At 69.0% G+C, this 17,395-nt stretch carries 18 protein-coding genes and 3 pseudogenes; 10 read left to right on the forward strand and 11 right to left on the reverse strand.

The features are described 5' to 3' along the window. Positions 1 to 5: 5 nt before the first annotated feature. Complete coding sequence (locus CRP56_RS42185) at positions 6 to 974, reverse strand: enoyl-CoA hydratase/isomerase family protein (RefSeq protein WP_097273320.1); 969 nt, start codon at positions 972 to 974, stop codon at positions 6 to 8. A gap of 261 nt (positions 975 to 1,235) precedes the next feature. Here CRP56_RS42185 and CRP56_RS42190 point away from each other — a divergent pair, with 261 nt between their 5' ends. Then, entirely contained in the window at positions 1,236 to 1,919 is a 684-nt protein-coding gene (locus tag CRP56_RS42190) for a TetR/AcrR family transcriptional regulator (protein WP_097273322.1), read from the forward strand. Between the two features lie 34 nt (positions 1,920 to 1,953). On the opposite strand, the gene CRP56_RS42195 is transcribed toward CRP56_RS42190, so the two are convergent. After that, positions 1,954 to 2,850, reverse strand: coding sequence for a short-chain dehydrogenase/reductase (locus CRP56_RS42195; protein WP_097273324.1), 897 nt, complete (start codon positions 2,848 to 2,850; stop codon positions 1,954 to 1,956). A gap of 106 nt (positions 2,851 to 2,956) precedes the next feature. On the opposite strand from CRP56_RS42195, the gene CRP56_RS42200 reads away from it, so the two are divergent. From CRP56_RS42200 to CRP56_RS42215, 4 genes are all read left to right on the forward strand, one after another. Further along, positions 2,957 to 3,454: a winged helix-turn-helix transcriptional regulator gene (locus CRP56_RS42200; protein ID WP_097275052.1), complete on the forward strand. Its 498-nt coding sequence runs from the start codon at positions 2,957 to 2,959 to the stop codon at positions 3,452 to 3,454. 111 nt (positions 3,455 to 3,565) lie between these two features. Then, positions 3,566 to 4,096: an SRPBCC family protein gene (locus tag CRP56_RS42205; protein ID WP_059210380.1), complete on the forward strand. Its 531-nt coding sequence runs from the start codon at positions 3,566 to 3,568 to the stop codon at positions 4,094 to 4,096. Next, positions 4,096 to 5,160, forward strand: a complete 1,065-nt coding sequence (locus tag CRP56_RS42210) for an LLM class flavin-dependent oxidoreductase (RefSeq protein WP_097273326.1) — start codon at positions 4,096 to 4,098, stop codon at positions 5,158 to 5,160. Before CRP56_RS42205 ends, CRP56_RS42210 begins: the two co-directional genes overlap by 1 nt. A gap of 29 nt (positions 5,161 to 5,189) precedes the next feature. Further along, entirely contained in the window at positions 5,190 to 5,435 is a 246-nt protein-coding gene (locus CRP56_RS42215; RefSeq protein WP_179851262.1) for a hypothetical protein, read from the forward strand. Between the two features lie 286 nt (positions 5,436 to 5,721). Here the strand turns inward: CRP56_RS42215 and CRP56_RS42220 are convergent, their stop codons facing one another. The 5 genes and pseudogenes from CRP56_RS42220 to CRP56_RS42240 all read right to left on the reverse strand — a co-directional run bounded on the left by CRP56_RS42220 (position 5,722) and on the right by CRP56_RS42240 (position 9,457). Beyond that, positions 5,722 to 6,408, reverse strand: coding sequence for a TetR/AcrR family transcriptional regulator (locus tag CRP56_RS42220; protein WP_097273328.1), 687 nt, complete (start codon positions 6,406 to 6,408; stop codon positions 5,722 to 5,724). Positions 6,409 to 6,447: 39 nt separating this feature from the next. Continuing rightward, complete coding sequence (locus tag CRP56_RS42225) at positions 6,448 to 7,203, reverse strand: SDR family oxidoreductase (protein WP_097273330.1); 756 nt, start codon at positions 7,201 to 7,203, stop codon at positions 6,448 to 6,450. A 219-nt stretch (positions 7,204 to 7,422) separates the two neighbouring features. Next, positions 7,423 to 7,572: pseudogene (locus CRP56_RS46910) on the reverse strand (transposase); the annotation flags it as partial. 30 nt (positions 7,573 to 7,602) lie between these two features. Further along, the gene (locus tag CRP56_RS42235) at positions 7,603 to 8,097 is read right to left on the reverse strand and encodes a MarR family winged helix-turn-helix transcriptional regulator (protein ID WP_097273334.1); all 495 of its coding nucleotides are present in this window, start codon (positions 8,095 to 8,097) and stop codon (positions 7,603 to 7,605) included. A gap of 133 nt (positions 8,098 to 8,230) precedes the next feature. After that, positions 8,231 to 9,457 (reverse strand): acyl-CoA dehydrogenase family protein, encoded by a 1,227-nt coding sequence (locus CRP56_RS42240; RefSeq protein WP_097273336.1) that lies wholly within the window; start codon positions 9,455 to 9,457, stop codon positions 8,231 to 8,233. A 63-nt stretch (positions 9,458 to 9,520) separates the two neighbouring features. Between CRP56_RS42240 and CRP56_RS42245 the strand changes: the two genes are divergently transcribed. Further along, positions 9,521 to 10,348 carry an SDR family oxidoreductase gene (locus CRP56_RS42245; RefSeq protein WP_097273338.1) on the forward strand — a complete coding sequence of 276 codons (828 nt, stop codon included), beginning with the start codon at positions 9,521 to 9,523 and terminating at the stop codon, positions 10,346 to 10,348. A gap of 505 nt (positions 10,349 to 10,853) precedes the next feature. Here CRP56_RS42245 and CRP56_RS42250 read toward each other — a convergent pair. After that, positions 10,854 to 11,366, reverse strand: coding sequence for a winged helix-turn-helix transcriptional regulator (locus CRP56_RS42250; protein ID WP_097273341.1), 513 nt, complete (start codon positions 11,364 to 11,366; stop codon positions 10,854 to 10,856). Positions 11,367 to 11,526: 160 nt separating this feature from the next. On the opposite strand from CRP56_RS42250, the gene CRP56_RS42255 reads away from it, so the two are divergent. Beyond that, positions 11,527 to 12,540, forward strand: coding sequence for an NADP-dependent oxidoreductase (locus tag CRP56_RS42255; RefSeq protein ID WP_097273342.1), 1,014 nt, complete (start codon positions 11,527 to 11,529; stop codon positions 12,538 to 12,540). Between the two features lie 55 nt (positions 12,541 to 12,595). On the opposite strand, the gene CRP56_RS42260 is transcribed toward CRP56_RS42255, so the two are convergent. After that, positions 12,596 to 13,000: an amidase family protein gene (locus CRP56_RS42260; protein ID WP_218878025.1), complete on the reverse strand. Its 405-nt coding sequence runs from the start codon at positions 12,998 to 13,000 to the stop codon at positions 12,596 to 12,598. A 228-nt stretch (positions 13,001 to 13,228) separates the two neighbouring features. On the opposite strand from CRP56_RS42260, the gene CRP56_RS42265 reads away from it, so the two are divergent. Next, a complete protein-coding gene (locus CRP56_RS42265) occupies positions 13,229 to 13,927 on the forward strand; it encodes an SDR family oxidoreductase (RefSeq protein WP_097273346.1) in 699 nt (232 codons plus the stop codon). A 453-nt stretch (positions 13,928 to 14,380) separates the two neighbouring features. After that, a complete protein-coding gene (locus tag CRP56_RS42270) occupies positions 14,381 to 15,211 on the forward strand; it encodes an enoyl-CoA hydratase/isomerase family protein (protein WP_097273348.1) in 831 nt (276 codons plus the stop codon). 170 nt (positions 15,212 to 15,381) lie between these two features. Here CRP56_RS42270 and CRP56_RS42275 read toward each other — a convergent pair. Further along, a pseudogene (locus tag CRP56_RS42275) lies at positions 15,382 to 15,713 on the reverse strand (DoxX family protein). Positions 15,714 to 15,827: 114 nt separating this feature from the next. Continuing rightward, positions 15,828 to 16,322, reverse strand: a complete 495-nt coding sequence (locus CRP56_RS42280) for a cupin domain-containing protein (protein ID WP_179851263.1) — start codon at positions 16,320 to 16,322, stop codon at positions 15,828 to 15,830. Positions 16,323 to 16,403: 81 nt separating this feature from the next. On the opposite strand from CRP56_RS42280, the pseudogene CRP56_RS49175 reads away from it, so the two are divergent. Then, positions 16,404 to 17,190, forward strand: a pseudogene (locus CRP56_RS49175) (LysR family transcriptional regulator). Positions 17,191 to 17,395 lie beyond the last annotated feature (205 nt).

Here is a 17,395-nt window from a genome sequence, read left to right on the forward strand (position 1 = left end):
TCGGTTCACCGCCCGCTCGTCGAGCGACGGCCCGGCACGCTGCCCGAGGCGAGGGCTCGTGCGTAGGTGGCCGGTGTGTAGAGGGGGAGTTCGCCGGTGGCGGCGGTGGTGGCCTGGTAGTCGAGCATCAGCCTCTGGCCTTCCTCCGACATGATCTGGGCGAAGAACTCGGCGCGTTCGACGTGCAGACCGTCCTCCAGTGACATCGAGCCGCCGAAGTACACCGACCTCTTGGCGGCCGCGACCGACCCCTTCGACCGCTTCCCGAAGTGCTCGGCGAGTTCGACCGCCTGCGCGACCACCTTTTCCTGCGCGACGACCTTGTCCACCGCCCCGTTGGCGAGGGCCTCTTCGGGCGTGAACGGCTTGCCTTCGAGGATCGCGGCCAGGGACCGGTGGGTGCCGATCAGGCGGGTCAGCCGCTGGGTGCCGCCTCCGCCCGGGATGATGCCGAGGAGGATCTCCGGCTGGCCGATGAAGAAGTCGCCCTCGGCCATGACCCGCAGATCGCACGCCCAGGCGAACTCTGCGCCGAGGCCGAGAGCGGAACCGTTGAGGGCGGCGACGTAGAGCACACCGCTGGCGTTCATCCGCAGGAAGGTCCTGTGCAGCCGTTCCAGCTGCAGAGCCCCGCGCATCGGGGTTTTGCGCATCACGGACCCGAGGAGACGGGATCGGTCCACGTGCTTGGCCATGCGGACGACGGCGGAGGCAGCGCGCCGGCCGACCGTAGGGCTCGCGGCGCCCTCTTCCTGCAGCCACCGGACCGCGGCGTGGCTGACGAACCGCTCGGGATGTGCCCCGGTGAAGACGACGGCACGGATGTTCGGATCACGGTCGGCTCGGGCCACCAGCTTCTCCAGCTGCTGGGCGATGTCGAGGCCGAACTCTTGGTGCGGGCCGCCGTCGACCCGCGCGATCAGAACGGCGCCGCGATCTTCGACCGTGAGACGGCCCTGGTCTTTGTATGGCATGAGTTCTGCTCCCGTGCTGAGTTCATGGGGTGGGAAAGTGCGTGGAAACGGCCGCGGATGCGTGTCGCAGCGATGAGGTCGGGTTCGGCCCGACACGCTGTGCCCGCACGGGCGGCAGAAGACTGGATCAGCGCGTGATGACGTGTCCGAGAGCGGACGCGTGTATCCGAGGCGGCAGGACACACATGATGTGTACTATTGCCGTGAAGAATTACATAACCAAGTTATTTCTGGTGTGTCAACGGTGGAGGCGTACGGAACATGGCAGGGCGGGCGAGGCTCGATGACGCACCGGAGCGACTTGTGCAGGCGGCCGTCGGCCTGCTGGCCGAGCAGGGTCCGTCGGCTCTGAAGGTGCGCGCGGTGGCGTCCGCGAGCGGGCTGTCGACGATGGTGGTCTACAGCCACTTCGGTGGGATCCCCGAGCTGATGAGGGCTGTCGCCGACCACGGGTTCAAGGAACTCGGCGCGGCGTTCGGCCGGGTACCGGTGACGGAGGATCCGATCGCGGACCTCTTCGCCATGGCCCTGACCTGCCGTCGGCAGGCCCGGGAGAACCCTCACCTCTATGACCTGATGTTCGGTCTGTCCACTCGGGCGACATACCGGCCGCTGCCGGATACGGACCGTCGCCTGAGCGGGCATTCCCAGGCCTTTCGGCAAGCCCACGCTCATGTCACCGCGGCGTGCGAACGGCTCGTGCGTTCCGGCAGGATCGAGCGTCAGGAACCCGAGGCCGTCGCCGCCCAGCTGTGGAGTTACGTGCACGGTTACATCACCCTTGAACTGGCTGAGCACTTCGTCGAGTTCGACGACGCCGTGGCGCAGGTGCTCGTGCCGATGGGTGTGAACTTCACTGTCGGACTCGGTGACGAGCGCGAACGTTCCGAAGCCTCCCACGAGGCCGGCGCGCGCCTGTACGACTCGATCGTCCAAGGCCGCTGAGACGCCGGGCGGTTGGGCGCTGCCGCGGGCGCGGCTAGGACGACCTGGTCTCCGGGGCAGGGGCATCTGTGCCCGGCGTGACCTGGTCCTGCCTCCCCAGCGCCGCGACCTCGCGTTCGAGGGACGGTACCGCCCGGGCCGCGAAGCGCCTCGCCCAGGGCCAGGCCAGCGGTGAATTCAGCGCCGCCTTGGCCCAGTTGGCCACGACGACCGCACGCGGGACATACACGCGGCTGCGTCGGCGCACGAGCCCGTCGACGATCGCGGCCGCCGCACGGTCGGAGCTCGTGGTGACATTGCCCGGATAGGGGAGTCGCGCGCGAAGGTCCTGGAACGAGGGGAGGTCCGCCTCGGCGCCTCGCACGAGGTCCGTGTCGATCCATGAGGGGTGCACCACGCCGACCGTGACTCCGAGGTGGGCCACCTCCTGTCGGTAGGTCAGCGCGAGCAGCTCGGCCCCGGCCTTGCTCGCGCCGTAGGAGGCCATCGCGGCCAGCGGCATGAACGACAGCGCAGACGCCACGACCAGCACATGGCCACGACTGCGCTCCAGGTGCGGCGTCGCGTACTTGAGGGTGCGGAACACGCCGTTCAGGTTGATGTCCAGCACCCGCTCGAACGACGCCTCGTCCGTCTGCCGCACTGTCCCGTACGCCACGACGCCGGCATTGGCGACCACGAGGTCGACGCCGCCCATGACCTCGGCGGCCTCGTCGATCGCCGACCGTAGCGCAGCCCCGTCGCGCACATCGGCCTCACGCCAGGCGGCGCCGGGACCCAGATCGTCGGCGAGGGCGCGCAGCCGATCGGCTTCGAGGCCGATCACGGTCACCCGGGCCCCTCGGGCGGCGGCCAGGCGGGCCACCTTCTCGCCGATGCCGCGTGCTGCTCCGGTAACAACCAGGTTCTTGCCCAGCAAGTCACGTTTCATGGCGGCAACATAACTTCGTTATTGATGGAGCACAAGAGAGCGCGCACCGGTCGCTGCTCCGTTCACCTGCTGGGTCTCACGACTGGACGAACCTATGCTGGCCGTCATGAGACGGACATCCTTTGCGCAGTGGCCCTGCTCGATCGCGCGCACCATGGACCTGCTCGGGGACTGGTGGACGCCGCTGGTGCTGCGTGAGGCGTTCTACGGGATCCGGCGGTTCGATGCGTTCCAGGAGTCGCTGGGGATCGCCCGCAACACGCTGACGGACCGGCTGCGCCGGCTGGTGGAGGAGGGGCTGCTGGAGAAGCGGCCCTACCAGACGGAGCCGGTCCGCCATGACTACGTGCTCACCGAGAAGGGGCGCGACTTCTACGGCGTGCTGCTGGTGATGAACCGGTGGGGGGACCGCTGGCTCTCCGGCGAAGCGGGCCCACCGGTGACGATGCGCCACGACACGTGCGGGCAGGAGACGCATGCCGAGGTGGTGTGCGCCGCCTGCGGCGAGCCCATGACCCTGGACAACACCCACCCCCGGATGGGCCCCGGCTATCCACCGCACTTGGCCGAACGCCCGGATGTGCGGGCCCGGTTCACGGGCTGACCGGGCAGTGCCCTGCGCGGCAGGTCACCCTTGACAAGTGGGTCTATCTACGCAACTTTACTGGTCAGACGCTCATCCGAGCGCTCTTGGCGGCAGAGGGGCTGCGGGTTCATGGAGTGGACGGGCGCACGCTACGCGGACAAACCGACGGTTGAGGTCCACACCTGGATCGCCGCACCACCGGCCCAGGTGTGGAGGCTGGTGTCCGACATCGAACTGATGCCGCGCATGAGCTCCGAGCTGCAGTCGGTGGAATGGCTGGACGGCGGCGGGCCCGCTCTGGGAGCCCGGTTCGTCGGCCGGAGCAAGCACGAAGCGTTCGGGGAGTGGGCCACCACGTCCCACATCGTCGAGTGGGAGCCGCCGAAGCGGCTCGCCTGGGCGGTGGAGGATCCGCAGTACCCCTCGGCGATCTGGCGGTTCACGTTGGAGCCACAGGACGGGGGCACGGTGCTGCGGGAATGGATGCAGATGGGGCCGGCCCCCTCGGGGCTCTCCTTCGCCATCGAACGCATGCCGGAGAAGGAACAGAAGATCGTCTTCGTGCGCATGCGGGAGTTCGAGGCCAACATGGCCGTCACCCTCGAAGGGGTCAAGAAGCTGGCCGAGAGCCCCCGGACCTCGGGGGAGGCGAGTCTGTGATGCGTACGTCCACCACGATCGAAGCCTCCGGCGGCGACTGGCGGGAGATCGTCGACTACGTCACCGAGGCGGAGAGGCTCGGTCTCGACATCTGCTGGGTGGCGGAGGCATGGGGCTCCGAGGCGCCCTCGCCGTTGGGCTATCTCGCCGCGAAGACGGAGCGCATGCTTCTCGGATCGGGAATCATCCAGCTCGGCACCCGCACACCGATGGCCATCGCGCGCGCCGCGATCACGCTGTCGCAGATCTCCCAGGGGCGCTTCCTCCTCGGCCTCGGCCCCTCCGGACCGCAGGTGATCGAAGGCTTGCACGGCGTGCCTTTCGACCGGCCGCTGTCCCGGATGTGCGAGACCGTCGAGATCGTGCGACAGGCCGCCTCGGGGGAGAAGGTCTCCCACTCCGGCCGTGAATTCCAGATCCCGCTGCCCGGCGGGGAGACCAGGCCGATGCGTCTGTCCATGCGCGCCGAGCACGACATCCCCGTCTACCTGGCCACTCTCTCACCGAAGATGCTGAACCTGACCGGTGAGATCGCCGACGGCTGGCTGGGCACCAGTTTCGTCCCCGAAGGCGCCAAAGAGGCGTACTTCGACCACCTGGACCGGGGCCTTGCCAACGCCGGCCGCACACGCGCCGACCTCGACATCTGCCAGGGCGCCGAGGTCGCCTTCGCGGAGGACGAGGACGACCTGCGCATGATGGTGGCCGGACGCAAGAAGGAGCTGGCCTTCAGCCTCGGCGGCATGGGCTCGGCGACCACGAACTTCTACAACAACGCCTACAGCCGCCAGGGTTGGGCCGAGGTCGCGGCCGAGGTCCGGACCCGTTGGCAGGCCGGGGACCGGGACGGCGCGGCCGGTCTGGTCACCGACGAGATGGTGCTGGCGACGACGCTGATCGGAACCGAGGACATGGTGCGTGAGCGACTGTGCGTGTGGCGCGACGTCGGTGTCGACACCGTCCGTTTCTACCCCGCCGGCGAGACTCTCGACGCCCGGGTCGCCACCCTGGGCCGGGCCATCGACCTGGTCCGCGACCTCGATCGAGACGAGGTGGCACGCTGACGACAGGCCATAGTGGCCCGAGTTCCCTGGTGACCGCCGTCGCTCGCGACGGCCACGGCCTAGCCCTGGCCGCGACGGCCCTCACCGGACCGGATCCGTACGAGATGACGGGATCCCTCCTGGCGTGGGGCGCCGCCCACGCGGCTCAGCCGGATGCCGTACTCAAGCCCGGTGCGCACGGCCCGGTCGCCGCCTTCGGCCTCGACACTCTCAGGCTCGGTGCCGCCGAGGCCGGAGTACACGAAGTCGACGGGGCGCCGGCCCGCCGTCGATGACGGTGAGCGGGCATAGATCACCACGCCGCGGCACTGAAGCCGACGTTCCGGAAGCCGCCGAGACGGTGACCGTACGGCCGCCGCCTCCACCGGTTCCCCGCGCGGCGGCCGGTGGCGGATGCTGCTGCTGGCGGGTTGATGAACAGAATGGTCAATCCACCGGCGCGGGCGCACGCTGATCGACCGGCGGCAGTATCTGCCCACCTCCTGGACGGACGACCGCGAGCGCTGCCGACGGTAGGGCGATGTGTCGAAGTCCTTGCGGTGTGAAGCGGAGGTCCGGGGTTCAGGATCCGGTGCCGTAGCGGCTGAGCATGAGGGCGACCGCTTCGTCCACGATCGCGGCGTCGGTGGGGTTGGGCGGGACGAAGTCGGTCCGTACGAGTTGGGGCCACAGGAACTGGCTGCAGATCATGCCGAGGAACTGTTCGGCCACTTCGGATGCCGACAGCCGCTGTTCGTCGGCCGAACGGAAGTCGAGTGTGCCCGCCTCTGCCTCGGCCTCCAGGTAGTCGCGGAGCCGGTCGAAGAACGGGCCACGGTCGATGGCGAAGCCGGTGCCGACGATGTCGGCGAGTTCCGGCATCTGGGGCAGCTCGGTGATGATGAGGCGGCACAGCGCCGCCGTGCCCGGCCGCGAGACCAGGCAGGCGTAGTCGCGGCCGATGTGGTCCAGACCGTACCGGGGGTCGCCGGGCGGCGGCGGCGCGGCGTACTCCACGTCCAGCTGCCATTGTTCGGAGGTGACGGCCGCGAACAGCGCGGCCTTGGTGGGGTACCGCTTGAAGAGGGTGCCGGTGGAGACGCGGGCCTCCTTGGCGATCTGGGCGAGGGAGGTCTTGTCGTATCCCCGGGCGAGGAAGAGGTCGCGGGCGGCGCGGATGATGCGGGCGCGGTTCTCCGCTTTGATCTGCGCGTGATACCCGGCCTGGCTCGCTTCGCCACCGGTTCCCGCTCGTTCCGCCACCGCCATGCCCTCGCCCTCGCCCGTTTCCCGGCCGCGTCCTCGCTGTCAGAGGACGGTCTGGCCGCCGTCCAGGATAAGGTCCTGGCCCACCGCGAAGGCGGCGGCGTCGGAGGCCAGGTACACGACGGCTTCCGCGACCTCCTCCGGCAGACCCATGCGGCCCAGCGGGATGCCGGCGCTGATCCGCTCCAGGACCGCCGCCTGCACCGCGGGGTCCTCGATCCCGAGCTTGGCGTACAGCGGGGTGTCCACCGGGCCGGGGCTGACCGCGTTGAAGCGGATGCCGTGCGACTTGAGCAGGTCCGCGTTCCATGAGCGCATCAGGGAGCCGACAGCCGCCTTCGTCGCGGCGTAGGCGTTCGAGTTCCCGTAGCCGCCGTGCGCGCTGCTGGACGCGTTGAGGATGACTGAGGACGGGTTGGCCAGCACAGGCACCAGGGCCTGGGTGAGGAAGAAGACGCTCTTGACGTTGATGTCGAAGAGCCGGTCGTAGCTGTCCTCCGTGTGGTCCTCGAAGGGCCGCCAGTCCGAGACGCCCGCGTTCAGGAACGCCACGTCCAGTTTCCCGAAGTGCTCACCGACCTGCTTGGCCAGGGTGCGCTGTGCATCGAGATCGCGGGCGTCGGCCTGCACGACGGGCACCTTGTCCCCGAGGACCTGCCGGGCCCTGTCGATGCTGGCGGGGGTCACGCCGGTGACCAGTACGTCGGCCCCCTCCGCGAGGAACCGCCGGGCGGTCTCCAGACCGATCCCGCTCGTGCCGCCGGTGATGAGGGCACGCTTGCCCGCAAGACGATTCATGTTCTCTGTTCCTTGCCGAGAAGTAAGGTAAGTCGATGGACTTACTATCGGAAGGTAACTCCCTCACCACCCTTAAGGCAAGTCGATCCACTTACCATCGATGGTCAGGTCGGCGACTGGCTGGGAGGGCTTCTCGTCGAAGAGCGGCAGGATCTCTGCGGTCGGTTCCATCGGCCTCTCGGGCCGCAGGCGGGTCCCCAGGCTGTGACCGGGCAAGAGGTATCGGCGCCCGGCCGCGTCGTCGGGCGCTCCCGTCCGCAACCGCCACAACACGCCGTTCACGACCTGCCGGTGTTCCCGCCAGGACCGCCCACGACCATCCGCACCCGGCAGCAGCGGAGCTGTCCGCTCCCACGCCGCATCTGTCAACTCACCCCACGGCCTGGGCCGGGGAGCACGTCAAGCCCTCTTCGCGCCGCTCTGCTCGCGGACGGCGTCGAACATGGCGGTGAGAGCGGGACTCTCGGCAAGGCTGCTCAGCAGGGCGTGCAGCGAGTGCCGCTCAGGGGTGCCGAGGTCGGGGAGGATTTCGGTGTCGAGGCCGACGAGTGTGCGGTTGAGGTCGGCCAGGACCTTGCGCCCGTCGTCGGTGATGTTGACGGCGTAGCGGCGTCGGTCCTGCGGATCGCGTGTCCGCTCGGCGTATCCGGCCCGTTCCAGGTCGTCGAGACTCGTCACCATCGTCGCCGGGTCGATGCGCAGGAACGAGCCGAGCGCCAGCTGCGGCATGGCCCCGTTGTCGGCCAGGGCCTGCAGGACGCTGTAGTGACGCACGCGCAGGCCGGTGGCGCTGAGGCCGTCTTCGGCGATCCTGAATGCCACCTGTCCGAGTTTGACCAGCAGGCAGATGGTGTGTTCGGCCACCGTCCCCGGTACCAGCGGAGCCTCGGACATCGTTTATCCCGCCTATGGTTAGCCCTGCGTATCGTCTGGGTCCATCGTACGAGAACGCCGGAGGCGGCCGGTCCGGGCGGCGGTCTCGGTGCGGGGAAGAGGGGCTCACAGGGCAGGGAACGCGGCGGGGCCGTCAGCCGACGATGGCCCGGCCGAAGATCTGCCGGGCGATGACCCACTTCTGGATCTCGTTGGTGCCCTCGTAGATCTCGCCGATCTTGCTGTCCCGGTAGATCGCCTCGACGGGGCCGGGGCTGCCGTCGGCGCCGAGTTCGCGGGCGAAGCCGAGGCCTCCGAAGGCCTGGACGGCGTCGCGTGCCATGTCCACCGACAGCTTGGTGGCGTAGTACTTCGCCATCGCGGCCTCGGGTTCCGGGGACGGGTTGCCGGCGTCCAGGCGAAGGGCCGCCTTGGTGACGAGGGTGCGGGCGTTGTCGATCTCGGTGGCCCGCTCGGCGAGCAGGAACTGCCAGTGCTGGTTGGCGGCCACCGGCCTGCCGAAGGCGTGGCGCGCCGACAGGTGGCTCACGGTGTGGTCGAAGGCGGCCTGTGCCATGCCGACCCCGGCGGCCGCGATGCCGATCCGGCCGTAGGTGAGGGTGGTCAGTGCGTGGCGCAGTCCGTGTCCCTCGGTGCCGCCGAGGAGGTCGTCGTCGGACAGGTGTACGTCCGAGAAGCGGATGTCCGCGGTGAGCTGGCCGCGGTTGCCCATCTTGCGGTCGGCGAGGCCGACGTGAACGCCCGGAAGTGCTGTGTCGACGATGAACATGCTCAGCCGCTCGCCGGTGCGGGCGAGAACCACCACGAAGGCGGCCACGGGCGAGTTGGAGATCCACCGCTTGTGGCCGTTGAGCACCCAGCCGGTCTCGGTGCGTACGGCCTCGGTCCGAACGGCCTGCGGAGACAGGTCGCTGGAGGCGTCCGGCTCGGTGGTGGCGAACGCGCCGACCACCGAGCCCTCCGCGACCTTGGGCAGCCAGCGCTGCTGCTGCTCCTCGGTGCCCTGGCGCAGGGCGTTGCCCGCCAGGATGCAGTGCACGTCGAAGACGGCCGCGACGCTGCTGGAGTAGTAGGCCAGTTCCTCGATCGCCGCTGCGGTGGCGGTCGCCGGGTGGGTCAGACCGTCGCCGCCGACCTCGCCGGGGAAGGGGATCCGGAAGACCCCCGCCGATGCGAGCGCGTCGAACACCTGCCGGGGGAAGCCGTCGGTGCGCTCGTCGCCGTTCGCGATCGCCGCGGCGTGCGGAGCCACTTCTTGCTCCGCGATCCGGCGCACGGCGGCGCGTACGGACTGGGTCTCTTTGGGGGCGAGGAGCTCGTGGTAGAGCCGGTCGCTCTGGCGTGCGGGAGTGGAAGTCATGCGCGGACCATATCATTCGTGCTGCTTATGATTAGTTCACCAATCGATTGTGGAGGTTCGACCATGACACAGACGCTGGTCGGCAAGACCGTCCTGATGTCGGGCGGCAGCCGCGGCATCGGACTCGCCATCGCCCTGCGCGCGGCCCGCGACGGTGCGAACGTGGTGATGCTCGCCAAGACCGCCGTACCGCACCCGAAGCTCGAAGGCACGGTTCACACCGCGGTCGAGGAGATCGAGCGCGCGGGCGGCAAGGGGCTGGCGGTCGTCGGTGACGTCCGCGACGACGACGACGTACGCACCGCTGTCAACGCCGCCGTCACTGCCTTCGGCGGCGTCGACATCGTGGTGAACAACGCCAGCGCGATCGACCTGTCGTCGACGGAGCAGCTGGAGATGAAGCGGTACGACCTGATGCAGGACATCAACACGCGCGGCACGTTTCTGCTGAGCAAGGCCGCGATCCCGCACCTGCGGGAGGCGGACAACCCGCACATCCTCACGCTCTCGCCGCCGTTGAACCTCGCGCCGCACTGGGTGGGCAGGCATCTCGGCTACACGCTGTCGAAGTACGGGATGAGTCTGTGCACCATTGGGCTCGCCGAGGAGCTCGCCGCCGACGGCATCGCCGCCAATTCACTGTGGCCGCGGACCCTGATCGACACCGCCGCCGTACGCAACGTGGTCGGCGGCGCCGGACAGGCCCGTAGTCCGCAGATCATGGCTGACGCCGCCTACGCCGTCCTCACGCGTGACGCGCGCAAGTGCACCGGCAACCTGTTCATCGACGACGAGGTCCTGCTCGACGAAGGCGTCACCGACCTGTCCGCCTACAGTCCCGCCGACTTCGCGGGCGATCTCGCGCTCGACATCTTCGTCGATCCGGTCTGATCCCGCGCCACTTCGGGGCGCGGGCGGAACTCCCCCTCTCGGACGGCGACGAGCCGCGCCCCGGTGCGCAAGGCGTGCGCGACCCCCCGCTCACGGCTGCACTACTCGGTCCGCGCGATCGCAGTCGTGTGGGCGCTGGAGACGCAGCTCAGGATGGCGACGGCCGAGCCGGGGTGCAGGGTTCCGACCGTGCCCGCCGCACGCGCCGCCGTGATTGCCGCGCTACTTGTGCGGGCATTGCCTGCTCCTGTGGTGTGACCTGCCTGCAGTAGTGGTGGGTGCGTGACCGCTTCCGGGCCGCGCTCGGCAGGGGCGGGAACGGGCATTGTTTGATTCTCGGGGCCGCCTGGTCCACGTCCGGCGACCGACGCCCGCAATCGCCACGGGTGGTCCAGGCCGTCCCGGTGGCGACCGTCGGAACGCGGACCCGGGCCGGACCGGGCGAGTGTGAGCGCACCTGAACGGACCGGGCCCGTCGCGAGGTCCCGGCGCCACCGCGCTCAGTTCACTCGGCGGGCCTCAGGCGAAACGCGGGGCCGGGGATGCTCTCGATGTCTTCCGGCAGTACGGCGTGGCCCTGGTCGCAGCGGATCTGGGCGTCGACATGTGCGCCGCATCCACGGTGCCGGGACAGCATGGCCGGGCCCTCCGGGTCGGCGCGGTAGCGATCCCCCCACTGCAGGAGTCCCAGTACGGCCGGGACCAGATCCATGCCCTTGGGGGTGATCACGTACTTCGGCCGGCTGCGTGAGCCCGGCTCCTTGTAGGTCTCCGTGGCCAGGATCCCTTCCTCCACGAGCATCTTGAGTCGCGCCGCGAGGAGGTTGCGAGGGCAGCCGAGGACGCGTTCGAACTCGCTGAAACGGGACGAGCCGTACCAGACCTCGCGCAGGATCAGGATCGTCCACTTCTCGCCCACGATCTCAAGGGTTCGGGCGATCGAGCAGTTCGACGTGTCCCGGTCGAGATGGGGAAACGTGCCGGCGTCGTCCTGCAGGGCTTCGGTCGTTGCGTCCATGGGGGTGATTCTAACCTCCTCTGAGTTTACTTTTCCATACTCAGCTAGTACCGTCATGATCGGCACGTCACCCCTGCCGCAGACGAGAAGCAGGCGCACAGGGGACCCGTCCCAAGAATCACACCGACCACCGAGACACCCACGCAGAAAGGCGGCCGCCATGAAGGCATTCGTCGTCGAGAAGTACGGCAAGGACGGCGCCCGCGCCGCCGACGTGCCCAAGCCCACCGTCGGAGCCCGCGATGTTCTGGTCAGAGTGAGCGCCGCCAGCATCAACCCGCTGGACAAGATGGTCCGCAACGGTGATTTCAAGCAGATCCTGAAGTACAAGCGTCCGTTCGTGCTCGGCCACGACGTGGCCGGCGTCGTGACACAGGTCGGCTCCGCCGTGCACGGCTTCGAGGTCGGCGACGAGGTCTACGCCCGCCCGCGCGACCTGCGGGTCGGGGGCTTCGCGGAGTACATCGCGATCGACGTGGACGATGTGGCGCCCAAGCCGGCCTCACTCTCCCTGGAGGAGGCGGCCGCGGTACCGCTGGTGGCCCTGACCGCCTGGCAGGTCCTCGTCGAGCGCGCGCACGTGAAGCCGGGCCAGAAAGTGCTCGTCCACGCCGGAGCCGGCGGCCTCGGGTCGACGGTCATCCAGCTCGCCAAGCACCTCGGCGCCACGGTGGCGACGACCGCGAACACCAGGTCCGAGGAGCTGGTCAGGAGCCTGGGCGCCGACGTCGTCGTCGACTACACCAAGGAAGACTTCTCCACGGTGCTCTCGGGCTACGACCTGGTGCTGGACTCCCTGGGCGGGGCGAACCTCGAGAAGTCACTGACCGTACTGAAGTCCGGCGGCCTGGCCATCAGTGTCGTCGGCCCGCCCGACGCGGGTTTCGCCAAGCAAGTCGGCGCCCCCGCCGTCCTGGGCCTGGTCATGAACACCCTCAGCCGCAAGATCCGCAAGCAGGCAAAGAAGCTGGGCGTGCGCTACGAGTTCCTCTGGATGCGGGCCAACGGCTCTCAGCTGCGCAAGCTCGGCGCCCTCTACGACAGCGGGAAGCTCCGCCCGGTCGTCGACAGCACCTTCCCCTTCGACCAGACCCTCGAGGCGATGGCGTACGTCGAGCAGGGCCGCACCAAGGCAGGCAAGGTCGTGGTCTCGATGGCGCCCGACGGCGAGTGAAGCCGTGCGGGCCATCCGGTGGCCGTTCACCCGTGCGGGGACGGCCGGCTGATCGTCACGCGAAGGCCGGAGGAGGCTGGTAGCCCTCGATTTCCCGGCCCAGGAGCTCGGCGAACTTGATGGTCGTGAGGTCGCCGCCGCTCGGCCCCATCGCCTGCAGCCCGACGGGCAGACCGTCCCGGCCCGTTCGGACGGGGATGGTCGTCGCCGGAGAGCCGGCCACATTGGCGATGGCGCTCCACTTGACCTGATCCCAGTAGGAACGGGAATGCCCGTCCACCTGGATCCGTCGGCCGAACCTGTCGATCGGCTTGGTGTGATGAGGTGGCGCAGTGGTCGGAGTCGCCGGCATGAGCAGGACGTCGAACTCACGGAAGAACTCGGCCCAGCGGTGCCGGAGTTCATGGCGTGCGACGTCCGCTTGCAGCCAGCTGTAGTGGGACTGGAAGGTTCCTCTCACTGCGTCCAGCGCCTCTCCACGCCGAAGTACTCGGCCTTGCCCACATCGATCAACTCCTTGACAGTGTTCCGGCAAGAAGCCCGGCTCGGCGTCATTCACCAGGCGGATCGGTTGCGATCACCGACTCGGCCCCCTTACTCTTACGATCGTAATCTAATGGACTGGGGTCGCGTCAGGTCACGCCGTCACCGCCCTGGTCATCTCCTCTCCACTTCACCGGGAACCTCCATGGACCTCTCCGCCAGTACCGCCCTCGTCACCGGAGCGAACCGGGGCTTCGGTCGGGCCCTCGCCGCCGAACTGCTCAGCCGCGGCGCCACCGTCTACGCAGGCGCCCGCAACCCCGACCAGGTCGACCTGCCCGGCGCGAAGCCGATCGCGCTCGACATCACCGACCCCGCCTCCGTCGCGGCCGCCGCGGCGGCCACCGGCGATGTGACCATCCTGGTCAACAACGCGGGATCTTCCACCGGCGCCGACTTGCTCACCGCCGACCTGGACGAGATCCGCCTGGAGATGAACACCCACTACCTCGGCACCCTGACAGTGGCCCGCGCCTTCGCACCCCAGATCGCGGCCAACGGTGGCGGGGCCATGCTGAACGTCCTGTCCGGCCTGTCCTGGGTCAGCTTCCCGGAGTTCGGCGCCTACTGCGCCGCCAAATCCGCGGAGTGGTCGCTCACCAACACCCTGCGCGTGCAACTGGCCGACCAGGGCATCCGCGTGGCCGGTCTGCACGTCGGCTACATGGACACCGACATGGTCCGAACCGTCGACGCGGCCAAGTCCGACCCGGCCGACATCGCGCGCATCGCCGTGGACGGCATCGCCGCCGGCGCCTACGAGATCCTCGCCGACAACGCGGCCCGCCAGGCGCAGGCGGCACTGTCCGGGGGAGTCTCGGCGCTCTACCCGCAGCTTCCCTGACGAGGGCCCGCCCTCGCCGGCCAACCGCCAGGCGCGTCCGTCAAGGGAATGTCCTGGCACAGCATCACAAGCGACCGGTTCGGAAGGCAGTGCCGTTGGGGCTGCGGTCATCACCAGCCTGGCCGGAGCCATCACCGCACTCGACACCCTGATCGTCCCCGCCACCCTCCCCCCCATCCGCCAAGACCTCGGCGGCGGCCTCGCTCAAGAGCGAGGAGCTCCTCCGCGCGCCTGACCTTTCCCACTCTCCTGCGCCGCCGGACGGTCTCGACGGCTGCGGTTCGCCGGTCGACCATCCATACGAAATCGGCTGGCCGGTGGTTCGCCCCAGCCGACGCCGCTCCGACGGACAAGTCGGCGACACCTGCACCCCGCCAGGCGCAACACCTCCGTGGTCGCCGGACGCGATCACGGTCATGCAAGCCCGAGCCCCTACGAAATGGAAACCACGCCATGAGCCAGCCCAGCACGATCCGCCTGGAGCGGACGACCCCGCGGACCGCGAGGATCACGTTCTCAAATCCCCCCGTGAACCTGGTGGTTCCCGAGTCCATCGTGACGCTGCACAAGATTGTCTCGGAGCTGGAGAACGACCCGGACATCCAGGTCGTCGTCTTCGCCAGCGAACTTCCCGACTTCTTCATCAACCACTTCGACGCCGCCGCGGCCGCCGACCTTCCCGTGCCCGAGCACGAGGACGACAACCCGCTGTGGACCGACATGGTCCTGCGGCTGAGCAAGGCTCCGTTCGTCAGCATCGCGGCCATCCGGGGCCGTACCCGCGGCGCCGGCAACGAGCTGGCCCTCGCCTGCGACCTGCGCTACGCCAGCCGCGAGAAGGCGTTCTTCGGCCAGCCCGAGGTCGGCCTCGGCCTCGTCCCCGGCGGAGGCGGCGCCGAGCGGCTGCCGCGCTCCATCGGCCGCGACCGCGCCTTGGAGGCCATCCTGACCAGCGCCGACTATGACGCCGACCTGGCCGAACGCTGGGGGTGGGTCACCCGGACCCTGCCCGACGCGGAACTCGACTCCTTCGTCGACGCGACCGTCGCCCGCCTCGCCTCCTTCGACCGGCAGGCATTGGCGACCGCGAAGTCCCAGGTAAACCGGGCGACACTGCCGCCGGACGCCCACCTGGTCGCCGCCTTCGGCGAGTTCGCGGGCACCCTGACGCAGCCGGGATTCGCCGCGCGTGCGGTGGGACTCGGCGCACTGGTTGCCGAAAAGGGCCTCGACGTCGAGTACCAGCTGGGTGAGTACATCGGCAGGGTCAGCGAAGCCCTCTGATCGCCCCCGGCCGCGCCAACACCGACCGCGTCGCTTTGTACGCGAGTTTCGACAGCAGATGTACGCCCGCCTCGCCGGGCAGCGCGTGGACGGCGGCGTGTTCGATGTTCGTGAGAAGTGACAGCGGCCGTGAGGCGGCTGGCCCGGCAGGTCGAGGACTGAGCCAACGATCATGACCTGGTGGCCATCCAGACGGTCACAGCCGCGGTGGCGGTGAGTCCGACATTGAGTGTGATCCGGCGGTCGTCGCCGGTCAGGTGAACGGCGATCGCACCGGTCTGCAGAAGTACGAAGCCGATGGCTGCGGCCGTTGCCAGCCAGCGAGCGGCGCCGGTCAGCGGTGGCAGGATCAGACCGGCCGCGCCGAGTATTTCGACCGCCCCCAGCGCCCTGAGGGCATCATCGGTCGGAGTTGATCGCGGCTGCGGATCACCTTCAGAGTGCCTGCGTAGAAGTAGAAGAGCGCGAGCAGTCCCGCGGCGATCCAATAGGCGATGTTCATGGTTCCCGTTCACCAGGGCCCCGTTTCACGGGGCCTGTCGAGTGCGTCGATTGCCGGGTAAGCCCCTGGAGGCGGCCGGTCCGTCGCCCGAGGCCGCTCCCCGTCCCTTCGGCTTCAGGCGAGGTCGGCGGCGGGCTGAGTCGCGTAGCGGCTCATCGCGTCGATGTTGGCCTGCGGCGTCAGCGGCCGACCGCCGGCGAGCACCTCCTGAAGGTCTCGGAAGTACTGCAAGTACAGGTCGGGGGTGAATGTGCTGAGCATGACGGCGGGTTGGTCGCTCAGGTTGGCGAAGGTGTGCGGGGTGCCGGGCGGAACCATGACGAGCGTCCCCGCGGTGGCGTCGTAGTCCTCGTTCCCGACGGTGAACCGCACGGTGCCGGAGAGAACGTAGAAGCCCTCGTCGTGTTGGCCGTGGCGGTGCTGCGGCGGACCTTGCGTGTGCGGGGCGAGGACGGACTCGGCGATCGCGAGGCGGTGCCCGGTGTGGCTGCCGTCCTCGAGAACGCGCATGCGCGTGGTGCCCAGAACGATCGTCTCGCCGTCGTGGGGACCCACCACCGATACGGCGGGGTCGGTCTGCGGCTCGCTGGTCTTGGCTTTTTCGGTCATGGTCACGAGTGCACCGCCGGGACCTCGCCGGTGTCCAAGACCCATTCAGCGGAGCCGATACCTCATGGGTATCGTCGCAGTGTGGAGCTACGGACCTTGCGCTACTTCGTGGCGGTCGCCGAGGAACTCCACTTCGGCCGGGCCGCCACCCGACTGCACATGAGTCAGCCGGCGCTGAGCCGGGCGATCAAGCAGTTGGAGGCCGAGGTCGGGGCTCTGCTCTTCGCTACTCGACCACGCGGACCGCGTCCGTATGCGCGTGAGCGCAGCAGCCGGCGCCGCGACCATCACCGTCGGCATCTTGGGCGACGCCACCGACCCGGCAGTGGCCAGGCTGGCCGCGGCCTACCGCCGCAAGCACCCCGGAGTCGACATCCGAATCCGCGACACCGACCTGACTGATCCGACGTGTGGACTGCGCGCTGGACTGGTCGATGTCGCCCTCACCCGGGCGCCGTTCGACGAGACCGCCCTGAAGGTGCGTGCGCTGCGGACCGATGCGGTCGGCGTGGTCCTGCGCGCCGATGATCCGCTGGCCCGCCGCGATGCGCTGCGCCTGGCCGAGCTGCGCGACCGTCGATGATTCCAGTTCCCGCAGGGCACAGATCCCATCTGGCAGTCGTACTGGAACGGTGGCAGGCCGCGGGAGGGACCAGTGGTGCGCGCCGTCCAGGAATGCCTGCAGGCTGTGCTGTGGAACGGCACGGTCGGCCTGGCCCCGCTCGGACACGACCTGCCCGGGGAGTTGACCGTGGTGCCGCTGACTGACATGGCGCCGAGCCGAGTGGTGGCGGCGTGTAACGAAGGAGATACCAACCCGTTGACCCGATCATTCATCGAGATCGCGACAGCCGCGTACCGCCACTGAGGATCGGCAATGGCGCTGCCGCAGCTCGTGAACAATTCGAACCCCGCACCCTCGTGACCGCCTCCCGAGATGGTGAACATCTGCTGTCGCTTCTCGTGAACAAAGCCAACCGCAGCGCCCCAGAGGGCTCCCGTAGGCGCCGCGACACCCTCGACTGGTTCCATCTCCGACCCACCAGGGTCCCTCTGGCGGCCGGTACGCCTCA

Origin of the sequence: Streptomyces sp. TLI_55 (genome assembly GCF_900206255.1) — a bacterium.
Lineage (GTDB): Bacteria > Actinomycetota > Actinomycetes > Streptomycetales > Streptomycetaceae > Streptomyces > Streptomyces aquilus.

What these genes read in the sequence shown, in the direction of transcription:
- CRP56_RS42185 (WP_097273320.1), bottom strand. Translation starts at nt 974, where the DNA reads ATGCCATACAAAGACCAGGGCCGTCTCACGGTCGAAGATCGCGGCGCC.
- CRP56_RS42190 (WP_097273322.1), top strand. Translation starts at nt 1,236, where the DNA reads ATGGCAGGGCGGGCGAGGCTCGATGACGCACCGGAGCGACTTGTGCAG.
- CRP56_RS42195 (WP_097273324.1), bottom strand. Translation starts at nt 2,850, where the DNA reads ATGAAACGTGACTTGCTGGGCAAGAACCTGGTTGTTACCGGAGCAGCA.
- CRP56_RS42200 (WP_097275052.1), top strand. Translation starts at nt 2,957, where the DNA reads ATGAGACGGACATCCTTTGCGCAGTGGCCCTGCTCGATCGCGCGCACC.
- CRP56_RS42205 (WP_059210380.1), top strand. Translation starts at nt 3,566, where the DNA reads ATGGAGTGGACGGGCGCACGCTACGCGGACAAACCGACGGTTGAGGTC.
- CRP56_RS42210 (WP_097273326.1), top strand. Translation starts at nt 4,096, where the DNA reads ATGCGTACGTCCACCACGATCGAAGCCTCCGGCGGCGACTGGCGGGAG.
- CRP56_RS42220 (WP_097273328.1), bottom strand. Translation starts at nt 6,408, where the DNA reads ATGGCGGTGGCGGAACGAGCGGGAACCGGTGGCGAAGCGAGCCAGGCC.
- CRP56_RS42225 (WP_097273330.1), bottom strand. Translation starts at nt 7,203, where the DNA reads ATGAATCGTCTTGCGGGCAAGCGTGCCCTCATCACCGGCGGCACGAGC.
- CRP56_RS42235 (WP_097273334.1), bottom strand. Translation starts at nt 8,097, where the DNA reads ATGTCCGAGGCTCCGCTGGTACCGGGGACGGTGGCCGAACACACCATC.
- CRP56_RS42240 (WP_097273336.1), bottom strand. Translation starts at nt 9,457, where the DNA reads ATGACTTCCACTCCCGCACGCCAGAGCGACCGGCTCTACCACGAGCTC.
- CRP56_RS42245 (WP_097273338.1), top strand. Translation starts at nt 9,521, where the DNA reads ATGACACAGACGCTGGTCGGCAAGACCGTCCTGATGTCGGGCGGCAGC.
- CRP56_RS42250 (WP_097273341.1), bottom strand. Translation starts at nt 11,366, where the DNA reads ATGGACGCAACGACCGAAGCCCTGCAGGACGACGCCGGCACGTTTCCC.
- CRP56_RS42255 (WP_097273342.1), top strand. Translation starts at nt 11,527, where the DNA reads ATGAAGGCATTCGTCGTCGAGAAGTACGGCAAGGACGGCGCCCGCGCC.
- CRP56_RS42265 (WP_097273346.1), top strand. Translation starts at nt 13,229, where the DNA reads ATGGACCTCTCCGCCAGTACCGCCCTCGTCACCGGAGCGAACCGGGGC.
- CRP56_RS42270 (WP_097273348.1), top strand. Translation starts at nt 14,381, where the DNA reads ATGAGCCAGCCCAGCACGATCCGCCTGGAGCGGACGACCCCGCGGACC.
- CRP56_RS42280 (WP_179851263.1), bottom strand. Translation starts at nt 16,322, where the DNA reads ATGACCGAAAAAGCCAAGACCAGCGAGCCGCAGACCGACCCCGCCGTA.